We start from the raw sequence: 14986 nt of genomic DNA on the forward strand, positions 1-14986 counted from the left end.
TGGGGCAGAAAGCTATCCGAGTGCATGTAAAGAAGACAATATCGTACTTAAAAACATCTAGTTAGAACGCTGTGTGTGGATTAATCTTGTATACGAGTTTTATTAAGGATTGTATGTTGATAATGCAAAATGAAGTCCGGCAGTGTTTTATCAACTCCAATAAAAACACTGCCGGATTATGATTATTCTTAAATTCTTTTTAAGCTGGTATCTTTCAGAACTTTGATTTATTCCTGTTATGGTAAATAACTTTTCTATCTTAGGTCTATTATTTCAGCGTTAGGAAAATCTTTTGAATTGAAACGGAATGTGGCGTCACTGATATTTTTTGCTTTAAAGTTTGAAACTTTTATTGTCGTCCATCCGTTGCTCTGACGCATCTTTATTGTTTGTGGATAATAATTCTTGTTTATCGTTATATACATTTCTTTTATTGTCCGTTTTTGGTTTTGTGCGTAAAGATGTATTTGCCATCCGCCTGCAACGTTTTTCATGCCGAGATTGAATCCGTTTTTATAGATATTGATGAATTTATATGGATTCATAGATTGCTGCTGTGCTTCAGTAGGCGTGCTTATATTTACCTCCTGATTCTTTTTCATGTATGTCCATTGTGTCTTTCCGTCATACCATACAATAGCCTGAGAAGTACGTGCATTAAATTTGTTTCCCTTTATCGCAATAGTGCCGGACGTATTTCCGTATTTTCCGCTTATGGTGAAGTTGGCACTTGCTCCGCTTTTGCGTCCTACTACGGCTGCAGTCTTGTCGAGTATCTTTCGTGCTTGCGCTGCATTTTGTGCATGCATGCCAACTGCCAATGTAAACAAAAGTATTAGCAAACAAAACTTTTTCATAATTGTGCTTCCTGTTTGAATTGTTATTCTAAATTAATGTTCAAATACTATTTTCGTAATGCAGACAGAAGATTTTCAAGACTGTTCTCGTCCTGTATCAATACTTCACGTGGTTTGCTGCCTTGTGCCGCACCAACGATTCCGGCCTTTTCCATCTGGTCCATCAGTCTGCCCGCACGGTTATATCCGATTGAGAAACGGCGCTGAATCATGCTTGTTGAACCTTGCTGGCTTAACACTATTGTACGTGCTGCTTCTTCAAACAAAGGGTCAAGACTGTGCATTTCAAGCGATCCGCCTTTGCCTGAGTCTGAACCTTCGTCTGTGGTCGGCTCTGGCAGTTCCATCGGCTCTATAGGACCAGGCTGTTGTTTGATATATTCATTTATTCTTTCTATTTCAGGTGTATCTACAAATGCGCACTGCACTCTGACTGGCTCGTTTCCGTTGAGGAACAACAAGTCGCCTCGTCCAATGAGCTGATTGGCTCCAGGACGGTCAAGTATTGTACGAGAGTCAATCATCGAACTTACTCTGAAAGCCATTCTGCCAGGGAAGTTAGCCTTGATGTTTCCTGTAATGATAGATGTTGTCGGGCGTTGTGTTGCAATCACCATGTGTATGCCGACCGCACGTGCAAGCTGTGCAATACGTGCAATAGGCATTTCTATTTCTTTGCCGGCAGTCATGATTAGGTCTCCGAACTCGTCGATAATAACAACGATATATGGCATGTATTCATGACCGTCTGTAAGTCGCAGCTGGTGGTTGACATATTTTTTGTTATATTCTTTAATGTTCTTTGCACCGGCAAGTTTAAGCATGTCATACCTGTAGTCCATGAGCTTGCACAGGCTGTTCAGTGTGCGTATAACCTTGGTGACGTCAGTTATTATTGCATCTTCATTGTCATCAGGAATTTTTGCCATGAAATGGTCTGCAATAGGCATGTACATGCTGAACTCAACCTTTTTAGGGTCTATCAGCACAAACTTCAATTCGTTCGGATGTTTCTTATATAGCAATGAAGTAATTATGGCGTTTAGTCCAACTGATTTACCCTGTCCGGTAGCACCGGCAACCAGCAAGTGGGGCAGTTTTGTAAGGTCTGCCATAAATACCTCGTTGGTTATGGTCTTTCCTATGGCAATAGGCAAGTCCATGGTTGTCTCTTGAAAGCGTTTTGAATTTAATATGCTTTCCATAGAAACAATGTTCTTCTGTGCGTTAGGCACCTCTATTCCGACCGTACCTTTGCCTGGTATAGGCGCTATGATACGTATGCCGAGCGCGGCAAGGCTCAAGGCGATGTCGTCTTCAAGGTTTCTTATCTTCGATATCTTTACGCCTTCGGCAGGGGTTATCTCATACAATGTGATTGTAGGACCAACCGTAGCCGTGATGGTCTTTATCTGTACTCCGAAATTGTTCAGCACCTCAACAATACGGTTCTTGTTAGCCGTCTGTTCCTTCATGTCGATGTACGGCTTGCCGTCATTCTCATATTTCTTCAGCAAATCGAGCGTCGGATATTTATACTTCGTCCAAGGCTCTTTCGGATTGATAGGCGTATTGATATTGCTGCTGCCAGATACGTCTTTCGAGTCTGCCAGGTTTTCTTTCTCGGGTATAATTATCTTGAGGTCGTTAGTGCTTGGAGCTTGTTTTATTTCTTTAGCTGTCTCAATCTTGGTTTCTTCAGCTTGCTCCTCTTGTTTTATTACAGCTTCTCCGTTGTCACCAAATTCAACCCTTTGTGTCTGTGGATCGTCAAATACAGTAGGGTCTTCAAGGGTTTCAATAGGTTTAGACTTATTGGCTTTTCCCTGATTGTTGGTGATGTCGAATTTCACTTTGTTTGATATGCTGTTCACGGGATTCAGAATCTTTCGTACAACCGTGATGGTTTCTTTACTTAGGTAAGTAAGGAATATGATAGCCGTTAAAAGGAGGATGGCTGTCAGTCCAGGTGCTCCTACAAGATTTTCTATCCATTGACTGCAGAACTGGCCGTGGTCGCCTCCGGGATTAAACACCTGGCTTCCCATGATAGGTGTCAATATTTCTGCAAATGTTATAGAAAGCCAAAGCATAGATATGCCAAGGCAAAAGAAACATTTAATCAGGTTGAAGTTATATGCCCGTACAAGTTTCAGTCCTGCCATGCCCATGAATACCGGAATGATAAAGGCAGAAAGGCCAAAGCATCTTGAAATAAAGAAATATGAAACGAAAGCTCCGAACGGGCCGCAGCTGTTCTGAAATGCCCTGTTTGAATTAAATATCTCTCCGGGCCTTAAATCCAATACCAAGCTTTGGTCGTTTTGGCCTGTAGAAAAGAAGGATATAAATGCTATGATTATGTAAATGGATAAAAATATCAGAATGATTCCTACCGTAAAATTAATAAAGTCATTTTGAAAAATATTTTTAAATCCTACTACCTCACTTAATGATTTGTTCGTGTTCGTATTTTTTTTCTTAGCCATCAGTGTATTTAGAATATTTTATTTGCAAAAGTAATTGAAAATTGCCAAATCAAGCTATAAAATCACCTTTTTTTTATATTTTTGCAAACTGTAATTTTTGCAAATGAGAAAAATCATATACAATAAGTTTGATAAGCATGACATAACAGCTCTGCCGAAAGTGCTGTTCTCCGGACGTATCATTGTGATAAATACTGCTGCGGAGGCAGAGAAGGCTGTTGACTATCTGATGTCTCAGAAAATATTGGGGATAGATACGGAGACAAGGCCTTCGTTTAAAAAGGGGCAGACGCATAATGTAGCATTGCTTCAGGTGTCAACTCATGACACGTGTTTTCTTTTCAGATTGAATCTTACAGGTATAACTCCGGCTATAATCCGTCTGCTTGAAGATCCTTCAATTCCGAAGATTGGCTTGTCGTTGCGCGACGATATAAATTCATTGCATAAGCGTGCCGATTTTCATCCGGGGAATTTCATTGATTTGCAAAAGCATGTCTGCGAACTTGGAGTGGAGGATTTGAGCTTGCAAAAGCTATATGCTAATTTCTTCCATCAGAAGATCAGTAAGTCGGTAAGGCTGAGTAACTGGGAGTCGGATGTGCTTAGCGACAGACAGAAATTATATGCCGCCACCGATGCGTGGGCATGTATAAATATATATGAAGAGTTGTGCCGGCTGGAAAAGACCGGAGATTATGAGTTGGTAAAAATAGAAGAAAATAAGGAGACAGATGTATAAGAACATATATTTAAAGAAAGGTAAGGAAGACAGTCTTAAGCGTTTTCATCCTTGGGTGTTTTCTGGTGCGATAGCGCATATGGACGATGGAATAGAGGAGGGTGACATAGTAAGAGTCATCACTCAGTCGGGCGCTTTCATTGCTTTGGGGCATTATCAGATTGGAAGCATTGCTGTGCGTGTGCTTTCATTTCAGGATATAGCTATTGATGATGACTTCTGGAAACAGCGCCTGGCGGCTGCGTTGCTCATGCGTCAGTGTGCCGGTATTGCAGACAATCCTGAAAACAATACGTTCAGGCTTGTACATGGTGAAGGCGACAACCTTCCGGGATTGGTTATTGACTGCTATGGCAAGACTGCTGTCATGCAGGCTCATAGTGTTGGTATGCATGTGTGCCGTAATGTCATAGCCCTCCAGCTGGTTGAGGTTATGGGCAGCCGCATAGAGAATGTCTTTTATAAGAGTGAGACAACATTGCCGTTTAAGGCTGACCTCGGACAGGAAAACGGGTTTATATATGGGGGAAGTGATGACAATGTCGCTGTTGAGAATGGCCTTAAGTTTCATGTTGACTGGCTAAAAGGTCAGAAGACAGGATTCTTTGTTGACCAGCGTGAAAACAGAAAATTGCTTGAGCATTACGCAAAAGGCAAAACAGTCTTGAATATGTTCTGTTATACAGGCGGTTTCTCTTTCTATGCTATGCGAGGCAATGCTAAGGCCGTTCATTCAGTAGACAGCAGTGCCAAGGCGATGGAACTGACTAATGCCAATGTGGAACTGAACTTTCCCGGCGACAAGCGTCATCAGGCTTTTTGTGAGGATGCATTCAAGTTTCTTGATGCTGCAAAAGACAAATATGACCTGATAATACTCGATCCTCCTGCTTTTGCCAAGCATAGGGCTGCATTGCATAATGCGCTTAAAGGATATACAAGGCTTAATGTGAAGGCATTTGAGAAGATAAAGAGTGGTGGTATCCTGTTTACGTTCAGCTGTAGTCAGGTCGTGACAAAGGATAATTTCAGAAATGCCGTGTTTACAGCGGCTGCATTGGCAGGTCGTAATGTCAGGATATTGCACCAGTTGCATCAGCCGGCCGATCATCCAATAAACATATATCATCCTGAAGGCGAATATCTAAAGGGACTGGTTCTTTATGTTGAGTAATGGTTTCCTAAAAAAAATATCAGATTTTATTAAAGACCGTCAGTTACTGAGTAAGGACGGAAAATATATAGTTGCGCTGTCGGGAGGTGCCGACAGCGTTACTTTGGCTTTGGCTCTTTGCGAATTGGGCTACAAGGTTGAGGCTGCTCATTGCAATTTTCATCTGCGTGGTGAAGAATCAGACCGTGATGAAAATTTCTGTGTCGAGTTTTGCCGGCAGAATGGCATAGAGCTTCATAGAGCTCATTTTGATACAGTGTCTTATTCAAAGTTGCGTAAAGTAAGCATAGAGATGGCAGCCCGAGATCTTAGGTATTCTTACTTTTCACAGCTTAAGCGTGACATCTGCGCCGACGCTATATGTGTTGCGCATCATCAGGACGATTCTGTTGAGACCGTATTGATGAATCTTATCCGTGGTACAGGTATAGACGGACTTACTGGTATCTCTCCGAAAAACGGTGACATAGTGCGTCCGCTATTGTGCGTTTCAAGAGCTGATATCGAAAACGAGCTTTGTGCCGCAGGGCAGGATTATGTAACTGACAGTACGAATCTGGTTGATGATGTTGTCAGAAACAAAATCCGTCTGGACATTCTTCCGCTTATGAGGCAGATAAATCCTTCTGTTGGAAACAGCATTGCCAAAACTGCCATGCGTATGGAAGAGGTCGCTCGAGTTTTTGGTTCTGCTATCAGCGATGCTGCCGGGCGTGCAGTTACATATAATAATAAAGGTGAGGCAAAAATATCACTGGATATACTTTCTTCAGGACCGTCTCCAGAGAATGTGCTTTTTCATATTTTAAAGAACTATTCTTTTGCCCCGTTGCAGATAGAACAGATTTATTCTTCATTGAACTCAGGGCCTGGTACAGAATTTCGTTCATCTACCCACGCTCTGCTTATCGACCGTGAATATATTTTCATTGAACCATTGTCTGACGAAGGACAAAGGAGGTTTGTTATACCTGAGACAGGAACTTATGTATATGATGAGTCTTCTAAGTTTCGGGTAGAGATTATAGATAACGGGTCGGATGTAGAAATTGTACGAGACAGAATTTGCTTTTTTGCAGATTTGTCTAAGGTCGCTTTTCCGCTTATTGTGCGCAGGGCCTCTACCGGTGACAGATTCATTCCTTTCGGGATGAATGGCTCCAAGTTGGTAAGTGATTATTTGACAGATCGCAAGTTTAATTTGTTTGATAAGCGCCGTCAGCTTGTTATAACTGATTCGGACGAAAAGATAATATGGCTCGTAAACCAGAGACCTGACAACAGATGCAGGGTTTCTGATACAACGAAGAAAATACTTAAGATTACATATACCGGCTGTTAAGCCGGTTTTTTTATTTTTGATAAAGTCCTTTTCTTCATGATTTGCGTAGCGCACGTAACATCTTGATATACAGTGTTTTGTAAAAGAATATCTTTTGACTGGCAAAAGATGCCCTTTCACCTCGTAAGAGGTCGCATTTTATAAGCCAAAAGCAGGCATAACATCAAGCATTAGTCAAATCCTAGTTTTGTATATTATCAGTTTACTGTTTTCGTGAAAGGTATTTATTGTATTCATAGATAATGTTTAAATGCAATTTTTATTAAAATAAGCCATTTATCAATCTGTTTGCTGAAAAAATATTACCTTTGCATTAATATGAACAGGCAGAATGAAAATTCTGCGATAAAATGTCTTTAGTAGGAAATATTAAAAGTTTAAGGTATGGTAAAGTATAACGTGAATTTTGACAATTATAAGAAGGACGCTGCATATCGTTCGCTTATAAGTCCAAAATTGGTCAGTGAGTTGAAAGTAAAGATTGTCAGGATTATCGTAAAAAAGAAAAAATATAAAGACAAGGAATATTCGGCCAAGCGTCTGGCTGAAGAACTTGAAACCAATACTAGGTATATATCTGCCGTGGTTAATATATGCTTCAACATGAATTATACGTCATGGGTAAATAAGTATCGCATAGAAGATGCCAAGGCTTTGCTTACTGACAAAAAGCATAAAAAGCTTAAAATGGAGGAAGTGAGTGATTTGGTTGGTTTTTCAAACAGACAGTCTTTTTATGCGGCGTTCTATAAATACACAGGTGTTACGCCGCGAAAGTATAAGTTAGATAATTCTGAAAAATAACGTAACATATTAATGCTGCAATGAGAAATACTCAATTTTCATATACCGACGAACGTTTTGCGGATATACTGATGCTCAGGTATAAACTTGACAACTTCAGCTCTTTGTCGCTGAGGCAGAAAAAGCTAGTGTATTATTTGTCTGAGGCCGCGCTTTATGGCCGTGACATAACTTTTGATCAGTTTGGCCGGTATAATCTGAAGATACGCAAAGTGTTTGAGCAGATATACCTTAATTATAAAGGTGACAGAACTGCTGATGAGTTTATGGAACTTGTTGTGTATCTGAAGCGGGTATGGTTCTCTAGCGGCATATACCATCATTACGGATGCGATAAATTTGTTCCTGGCTTTTCTAAAGCATTTTTTATAGATGCTGTTAAATCTGTTGATGGCAGTTTGTTGCCTTTAGACGAAGGACAGACGGTGGATGGATTATGTGAAGAACTTCTGCCGATAATTTTTGATCCTGATGTCATGCCTGTAAAGGTGAATAAAAAGGACGGTTTCGATTTGGTTGAAACTTCAGCATGCAACTTCTATGATGGTGTAACACAGAGTGAAGTTGAAGAGTATTATGCTTCAAAGAAAAATCCAGACGATAAGGAGCCTTTGTCATATGGACTGAATACTACAGTGAAAAAATGTGATGGACGGGTTGTTGAAGAGGTTTGGAGAATTGGAGCAAAATATGGCGCAGCAATAGAAAAAATTGTATATTGGCTCGAAATGGCTTCAACTGTGGCTGAAAATGACAAGCAGCGCAGTGTAATTGATGCTTTGATTAAATATTACAAGTCGGGTGATTTGGCAGACTTTAATGAATATTGCATTAAATGGGTTGATGAAAAAGAATCTGCCGTTGATTTTATTAATGGGTTTATTGAGGTTTATGACGATCCGCTCGGAATGAAAGGCACTTGGGAAGGTCTTGTTGAATACCGTGATGTAGAAGGAACAAGGCGGACCAGAGTGATTAGCGATAACGCTCAATGGTTTGAAGACCATTCGCCTGTTGATTCTCGTTTCAAGAAACAGCAGGTAAAGGGTGTGTCTGCAAATGTAATATGTGCGGCAACTCTCGGCGGAGGTGAATACCCTTCAACGGCCATAGGCATAAACCTTCCTAATGCCGACTGGATTAGAGCAAGCCATGGAAGCAAGAGCGTTACGATAAGTAATATCATATCGGCTTATAATGAAGCATCACGTGGTAATGGCTTTGACGAAGAGTTTGTTATTGACGAAGAGACAATAAAGCTTATAAGACAGTATGGAGATATATGTGACATCATACATACTGACCTGCATGAGTGTCTTGGACATGGTAGCGGACAATTGTTGCCCGGTGTTGATCCTGACTCTCTGAAAGCATACGGCAATACTATTGAAGAGGCGCGTGCTGATTTGTTCGGATTGTATTATGCAGCAGATAAAAAGTTGGTTGAGTTGGGGCTGCTGCCTGATGCAGAAGCCTACAAGGCAGAGTATTATTCATATATGATGAATGGACTTCTCACTCAGCTTGCACGCATAAAAAAAGGCAATTGTATAGAGGAGGCCCATATGCGTAACCGTGCCCTGGTTGCACGTTGGTGTTATGAAAAAGGACGTGAGGGCAATGTTGTAGAGCTTGTGCGTCAAAACGGGAAAACTTACGTGCGTATAAACGATTATGAGCAACTCCGCAATCTGTTTGCAGCCTTGCTTGCTGAAATTCAACGCATAAAGAGCGAGGGTGATTATGCCGCAGCCCGTGACATAGTCGAGAATTATGCTGTGAATATTGATCCGGTTTTGCATGATGAAATATTGTGCAGATATAATAGTCTGGGCATACCTCCTTATAAAGGATTCATAAATCCGGTACTTATGCCTGTTACTGATTGCGATGGTAAAATAATGGACATAACTGTTGATTATTCTGAAACTTACGAGCATCAGATGTTGCGTTACAGCAGAGATTACTCCACATTGATTTGATAAAAATGAAACAGGAAACACAAGATAGACTGAAACAAATTAAACAGCGTTTCAGATTGATGATGAACGGCATGGCTTCTCAGTCAATGCGCGAGAAAGGACTTGGGTATAGCATAAACTGGGGCATATCTCTGCCTGCCTTGAAAACACTGGCAGAAGAGTATGGCAAAGACTATGACTTGGCCATCGAACTGTGGAAAGAAAACATCCGCGAATGTAAGATTCTTGCCACATTGATTATGCCACCGGCGGATATGAAAGCTGATTTGGCCTGCCTTTGGGTATCACAGATTCCAAATCAGGAAGTTGCAGCTATGGTGGCCTTCAATCTGTTTCAGTATATAGACAGCGCGAAAGACCTCGCGTTCAAATGGCTCGCGTCAGCGAGTGAGCTAGAGCAGATGTGCGGTTATAACATCTTGTCACGGCTTTTTATGCGTGGAGAGGTGCTTGATTCACGAGAGATAAATGAGCTTTTTGATCAGGCCAAAACTGCTCTTGAAGGTGGAAGTGTGTCACTGCAGCATACAGTTGTAAATATGTTGTCACATTTTTGTACTATTTCCGACGAGTATAATAAAATAACAAAATCTGCCTTCAAATCATACGATTTAGATATTTTTTGATGTTTTGTACGGCTAATACGGAATTTTGTTGTATTTTTGTCGGACAATCCGGAGTATGGATAAAATGAAAAATAATTGTAGCGACGCAGTAAGGGAGATTCTGGACAACTATTTGGAACAGAACAATTATCGCAAAACCCCTGAACGATTTGCGATTCTCGATGCGGTGTATAGCTTCAATTCTTATTTTTCAATACAAGAACTTAGCGACAGGCTGATAGAACGATGCTTTCCCGTTAGCAGAGCTACGCTTTACAATACGGTAAGGCTGTTGATGAGTTTACGACTTGTTATATCTCTGAGACTGCAGGACGGTATACGCTATAAGGCGTGTTACTCGGATAATCACTGCACTCAGGTCTGTACTGTTTGCGGAAAGGTTACAGAGATAAAAATACCCGAGATTGCAGATGTAATTGACAGAACGCATTTGAGGCGCTTTCGCAAAGAAGGCTTCTCAATGCATATTTATGGTGTATGCAGCACCTGTCAGGCAATGCTTACGCGCTTGAAAAATAAAGAGAATACTGAAAAACAGGAGAATATAAATAAAAACAAATATATTAGTAAATATGGAAAAAGGCAAAGTTGATGTATTGCTAGGTTTGCAGTGGGGTGATGAAGGCAAAGGCAAGGTTGTTGATGTGCTTACGCCTCATTACGATGTGATTGCAAGATTTCAGGGCGGTCCTAACGCAGGACACACTCTCGAGTTTGAAGGCGAAAAGTATGTCCTTAGAAGTATTCCTTCTGGCATTTTCCAGGGTGGCAAGATTAACATTATTGGTAATGGTGTAGTACTTGCTCCGGATTTGTTTATGGATGAGGCTAAAGACTTGGAGAAAAGCGGTCATCCTTTGAAAGAGAGACTTTATATATCAAAAAAAGCTCATCTTATTATGCCAACTCACAGACTGTTGGATGCAGCCTATGAACAGGCTAAAGGAAAAAATAAAGTAGGAACAACAGGTAAAGGCATCGGTCCTACATATACAGATAAGGTTTCGCGCAACGGACTTCGTGTGGGTGATATATTTGATAATTTTGAAGAAAAATATAATGCTCATAAGGCACGTCACGAGCAGATTTTGAAATCGCTTAATTATACTGACTATGATATTTCTGATGTAGAAAAGAAATGGATGGAAGGTATAGAATATATCCGTCAGTTCCATATTGTAGATTCTGAACATGTAATTAATAAGATTTTAAAATCTGGTCAGAATATATTATGTGAAGGTGCTCAGGGTACAATGCTTGATGTCGACTTCGGCAGCTATCCTTTTGTAACGTCTTCTAACACTATCTGTGCAGGAGCTTGCATCGGATTGGGAATCGGCCCTAACAGAATTGGCGAAGTATATGGCATAATGAAGGCTTATTGTACACGTGTCGGTGCCGGACCGTTCCCGACAGAATTGTTTGATGAGACTGGAAGTCTTATAAGGCAGCTTGGTCATGAGTATGGAGCTGTTACCGGACGTGAGCGCAGATGCGGATGGATTGACCTTGTTGCGCTGCGTTATTCTATTATGGTTAATGGAGTCACTCAGTTAATCATGATGAAGAGCGACGTGCTTGATGGCTTTGATACAATAAAGGCATGTGTAGCTTATAAACGCAATGGTGAGACCTTGACTGATTTCCCCTATAATATAGAGGAAGGTATCGAGCCTGTTTATAAGGAACTTAAGGGATGGAAGGCCGACATGACAAAGATGACCAGCGAGGAAGAGTTCCCGCAGGAATTTAAGGATTATATCAAATTCCTTGAAACAGAACTTGAAACTCCTATTAAGATTATCTCAATAGGTCCGGATCGTGCCCAGACAATAGTTAGAAAATAATACGTATAATTTCGTCCCAAGGATTGAGAATTTGTGGTGTGGATAATTGATGTTTTCAATATCCAGATTCTTCATTCTCAATTCTTGGGTTTTATCTTAAATAAAGACAGATATGAACAAACCATCAATACCTAAGGGTACACGTGACTTTTCCCCGTTGGAAATGTCAAAGCGCAATTATATTTTTGATACAATAAGGTCTGTTTTCGCTCTTTATGGTTTTAAGCAGATTGAAACTCCGGCCATGGAAACATTGCAGACATTGCTTGGAAAGTATGGTGAGGAAGGCGATAAACTTCTTTTCAAGGTGCTCAATAGTGGAGATTATTTGAGCAAGATTGATCGAGAGGAACTTGTCAATGGGAATCCGTTGCATTTGGCTTCAAAATTATGTGAGAAAGGTTTGCGATATGACCTGACCGTTCCTTTTGCCCGTTTTGTCGTTATGCACAGGGATGAGTTGCAGTTGCCGTTCAAGCGTTATCAGATTCAGCCTGTATGGCGTGCGGACCGTCCTCAGAAGGGTAGGTATCGTGAATTCTATCAGTGTGATGCAGATGTTGTCGGCAGTGATTCGTTGCTCAATGAGATTGAATTGATGCAGATTATTGATACAGTGTTTACACGTTTTGGTGTGCGCGTTCAGATAAAAATCAACAACCGTAAAATATTAACTGGAATAGCTGAATATATCAACGAGGCTGATAAAATAGTGCCTATTACAGTTGCTATTGATAAACTGGAAAAAGTTGGCCTTGATAATGTAAATGCTGAACTTGCAGAAGATGGACTCAGTAAAGAGGCCATTGAAAAGCTACAGCCGGTGATATCACTCAGCGGCAGCAATGAAGAAAAATTGGATGTTATAAGCAATATCCTCAAAGATTCAGAAATAGGAACAAAGGGTGTTGAAGAGCTTCGTTATATATTCGGCGTACTTGACAAGTCTAATCTTAAGAATGAGGTGCAGTTTGATTTGACTCTTGCAAGAGGTCTTAATTATTATACAGGAGCAATCTTTGAGGTTAAGTCACTTGATGTTCAAATCGGAAGTATTACAGGCGGAGGACGTTATGATAATCTTACAGGCATCTTCGGTATGCCAGGTTTGAGTGGTGTAGGAATCTCTTTTGGTGCAGACAGAATATTCGATGTCCTTAATGCATTGGATCTTTATCCAGAAAACGCAATGAGCGGAACTCGTCTGATGTTCATTAACTTCGGGGAAAAGGAAATGGCGTATTGTTTGCCTATTGCTGCCAAAGCCCGTGAGAACGGCATTGCTACTGAGATATATCCTGATGCAGCAAAGATGAAAAAGCAGATGAACTATGCTAATAACTGCAATGTTCATTATGTGGCTATTGCCGGCGAAAATGAGATAAATGAGAATAAGATAACTTTGAAGAACATGTTGACAGGTGAGCAGCGTCTGGTTGATGCTGATGAACTTGTGTCAATCGTTAAATCTTGACAGTGATTATGGGTAGAATAAAATATTTTCTTGTTCTTCTCCTGTGTGTGTTGTCACTATCTGCATATAAGAAAAATGAAAAAATTACAATCTTTATGATAGGTGATTCCACTATGGCTAATAAGGATATTAGTGGTGGAAAGATGGAGCGAGGATGGGGAATGATGCTCAAAAATTTCTTCACTGAGGACGTAATTGTTGATAATCATGCACTTAATGGGCGTTCTTCAAAAAGTTTCATTAGTGAGGGTCATTGGCAGAAGGTCGTGGAAAAAATAAAGCCTGGAGATTATGTCTTTATTCAGTTTGGGCATAATGATGAGAAAGACGATCCTAAACGACACACTGATCCTGGAACAACTTTCGACGAAAACTTGCGCAAGTTTGTTAAGGAAACAAGGATGAGAGGCGGCATTCCTGTTTTATTTAATAGTGTAGTAAGGCGAATCTTTACGAATAGTACAACAGCTGTTGCTGATGATGATACCCGTTCTAATTCATCAGCAGATTTGGTTGAAGGTGATACATTGGTAGATACTCACGGTGACTATCTTTTGTCTCCTCGTAATGTTGCACGTGAGTTGGATGTGCCTTTTGTGGATGCAAATAAGATTACACATGATTTGGAACAGGGGCTAGGGCCGGATAAATCTAAAAAACTGCATATGTGGTATCTACCTAATGAAGTTCCTTCATTGCCAAAGGGGCGTCAAGACAATACTCACTATAATGTTTATGGTGCGTATGTTGTTGCCGGATTACTTGCTGATGCCGTTTCTGATGCTGTTCCAGAACTTAGACAATATCGTTGCAAGTATGATGCTTCAGTTGCAAGAGATGGAAGTGGATTGTATTTTGATCTGCAAACTGCTGTAGAGCATGTTCCTTCTGGTGTTAAGACAACTATCTTGGTAGGTGAGGGAAAGTGGAAGAAACCTGTAGCCGGTAAAGATAAAAAGATAGAATATATAATGAGGCAAGGGGCCAGTTTCATAAAATAGTTGATTATAATTATTACATTATGGTCTGAACTTCAGGTCCTTATTATATTAAGTAATACTACGGTAAATATTTGTAACCTAGATTGTTATTGGGGTATTTGCAAATATTTACCGCTTTTTATTTTATTATCACGCAATTCTTCATGCTTATTCTTTTTCAAAAGTTATACTTTTGCGTTCCGTTTTGTATCCTTTTATCGTGTAAAAGATATGCTTTTGTCTCCTAAAAGGTGCCCTTTTGCAGACGGCCCTCAGATTGGTGTGTTTTACATTTGATATACTGCCGGCTTTAAAAGCCTATAACGTCCATTCTGTCAGCATTTTATGACGTTGCTGACTGCCCGTATGGCTTGCCGCACAGCCTTGCATTTCTCCTGCCGTTCATGAATATTGCTGCTCCATGACAGGCCTGCCCGTAGCATTGGCTGTCGTAACCGGCATCCGGCCGGCAGTTTTTTTCCTTTGGAATTCAAACACCTTTAAATTCTGCCATCGTCCTTTGGTTTTTGCCATTAGCGTATAATTTTCATCCATCTTTGCCTGTTTTATATCCCGTTCCTGTGTCACAAGTCTGCCTATTTCTTTTGTAAAACTATAATAATGTGAATGACGTAAGAATCACACTTAATATGTAAACGACTGTTAAAA

12 protein-coding genes are annotated in these 14986 nt (G+C 40.5%); 10 read left to right on the plus strand and 2 right to left on the minus strand.

The features are described 5' to 3' along the window. Positions 1-254 precede the first annotated feature (254 nt). Positions 255-857 (minus strand): outer membrane lipoprotein periplasmic chaperone LolA1, encoded by a 603-nt coding sequence (locus tag ACU52_RS12965; RefSeq protein WP_021854882.1) that lies wholly within the window; start codon positions 855-857, stop codon positions 255-257. A gap of 47 nt (positions 858-904) precedes the next feature. Further along, complete coding sequence (locus ACU52_RS12970) at positions 905-3346, minus strand: FtsK/SpoIIIE family DNA translocase (RefSeq protein WP_053399091.1); 2442 nt, start codon at positions 3344-3346, stop codon at positions 905-907. 103 nt (positions 3347-3449) lie between these two features. Here ACU52_RS12970 and ACU52_RS12975 point away from each other — a divergent pair, with 103 nt between their 5' ends. From ACU52_RS12975 to ACU52_RS13020, 10 genes are all read left to right on the plus strand, one after another. Beyond that, the gene (locus tag ACU52_RS12975) at positions 3450-4088 is read left to right on the plus strand and encodes a 3'-5' exonuclease (protein ID WP_021854884.1); all 639 of its coding nucleotides are present in this window, start codon (positions 3450-3452) and stop codon (positions 4086-4088) included. After that, complete coding sequence (locus ACU52_RS12980) at positions 4081-5262, plus strand: class I SAM-dependent rRNA methyltransferase (protein WP_053399092.1); 1182 nt, start codon at positions 4081-4083, stop codon at positions 5260-5262. The genes ACU52_RS12975 and ACU52_RS12980 overlap by 8 nt, the downstream gene beginning before the upstream one ends. Continuing rightward, positions 5252-6604 (plus strand): tRNA lysidine(34) synthetase TilS, encoded by a 1353-nt coding sequence (gene tilS, locus ACU52_RS12985; protein ID WP_053399093.1) that lies wholly within the window; start codon positions 5252-5254, stop codon positions 6602-6604. Before ACU52_RS12980 ends, tilS begins: the two co-directional genes overlap by 11 nt. Positions 6605-6988: 384 nt before the next feature. Next, complete coding sequence (locus ACU52_RS12990) at positions 6989-7408, plus strand: helix-turn-helix domain-containing protein (RefSeq protein WP_021854887.1); 420 nt, start codon at positions 6989-6991, stop codon at positions 7406-7408. A gap of 20 nt (positions 7409-7428) precedes the next feature. Further along, positions 7429-9390 (plus strand): dipeptidyl-peptidase 3 family protein, encoded by a 1962-nt coding sequence (locus ACU52_RS12995; protein WP_053399094.1) that lies wholly within the window; start codon positions 7429-7431, stop codon positions 9388-9390. Between the two features lie 5 nt (positions 9391-9395). Continuing rightward, positions 9396-10016 carry a DNA alkylation repair protein gene (locus ACU52_RS13000; RefSeq protein ID WP_053399099.1) on the plus strand — a complete coding sequence of 207 codons (621 nt, stop codon included), beginning with the start codon at positions 9396-9398 and terminating at the stop codon, positions 10014-10016. A gap of 64 nt (positions 10017-10080) precedes the next feature. Beyond that, positions 10081-10608, plus strand: coding sequence for a Fur family transcriptional regulator (locus ACU52_RS13005; RefSeq protein WP_053399100.1), 528 nt, complete (start codon positions 10081-10083; stop codon positions 10606-10608). Continuing rightward, positions 10589-11863: an adenylosuccinate synthase gene (locus tag ACU52_RS13010; protein WP_021854891.1), complete on the plus strand. Its 1275-nt coding sequence runs from the start codon at positions 10589-10591 to the stop codon at positions 11861-11863. The genes ACU52_RS13005 and ACU52_RS13010 overlap by 20 nt, the downstream gene beginning before the upstream one ends. A 112-nt stretch (positions 11864-11975) precedes the next feature. Continuing rightward, the gene (gene hisS / locus ACU52_RS13015; RefSeq protein WP_053399095.1) at positions 11976-13337 is read left to right on the plus strand and encodes a histidine--tRNA ligase; all 1362 of its coding nucleotides are present in this window, start codon (positions 11976-11978) and stop codon (positions 13335-13337) included. 8 nt (positions 13338-13345) lie between these two features. Further along, positions 13346-14338 (plus strand): rhamnogalacturonan acetylesterase, encoded by a 993-nt coding sequence (locus ACU52_RS13020; protein ID WP_053399096.1) that lies wholly within the window; start codon positions 13346-13348, stop codon positions 14336-14338. Positions 14339-14986: the final 648 nt, after the last annotated feature.

The organism is Xylanibacter rarus, assembly GCF_001275135.1.
GTDB classification, from domain to species: Bacteria; Bacteroidota; Bacteroidia; order Bacteroidales; family Bacteroidaceae; genus Prevotella; species Prevotella rara.

Coding starts and splice junctions, on each gene's coding strand:
- ACU52_RS12965 (WP_021854882.1), bottom strand. CDS start 857: ATGAAAAAGTTTTGTTTGCTAATACTTTTGTTTACATTGGCAGTTGGC.
- ACU52_RS12970 (WP_053399091.1), bottom strand. CDS start 3,346: ATGGCTAAGAAAAAAAATACGAACACGAACAAATCATTAAGTGAGGTA.
- ACU52_RS12975 (WP_021854884.1), top strand. CDS start 3,450: ATGAGAAAAATCATATACAATAAGTTTGATAAGCATGACATAACAGCT.
- ACU52_RS12980 (WP_053399092.1), top strand. CDS start 4,081: ATGTATAAGAACATATATTTAAAGAAAGGTAAGGAAGACAGTCTTAAG.
- tilS (WP_053399093.1), top strand. CDS start 5,252: ATGTTGAGTAATGGTTTCCTAAAAAAAATATCAGATTTTATTAAAGAC.
- ACU52_RS12990 (WP_021854887.1), top strand. CDS start 6,989: ATGGTAAAGTATAACGTGAATTTTGACAATTATAAGAAGGACGCTGCA.
- ACU52_RS12995 (WP_053399094.1), top strand. CDS start 7,429: ATGAGAAATACTCAATTTTCATATACCGACGAACGTTTTGCGGATATA.
- ACU52_RS13000 (WP_053399099.1), top strand. CDS start 9,396: ATGAAACAGGAAACACAAGATAGACTGAAACAAATTAAACAGCGTTTC.
- ACU52_RS13005 (WP_053399100.1), top strand. CDS start 10,081: ATGAAAAATAATTGTAGCGACGCAGTAAGGGAGATTCTGGACAACTAT.
- ACU52_RS13010 (WP_021854891.1), top strand. CDS start 10,589: ATGGAAAAAGGCAAAGTTGATGTATTGCTAGGTTTGCAGTGGGGTGAT.
- hisS (WP_053399095.1), top strand. CDS start 11,976: ATGAACAAACCATCAATACCTAAGGGTACACGTGACTTTTCCCCGTTG.
- ACU52_RS13020 (WP_053399096.1), top strand. CDS start 13,346: ATGGGTAGAATAAAATATTTTCTTGTTCTTCTCCTGTGTGTGTTGTCA.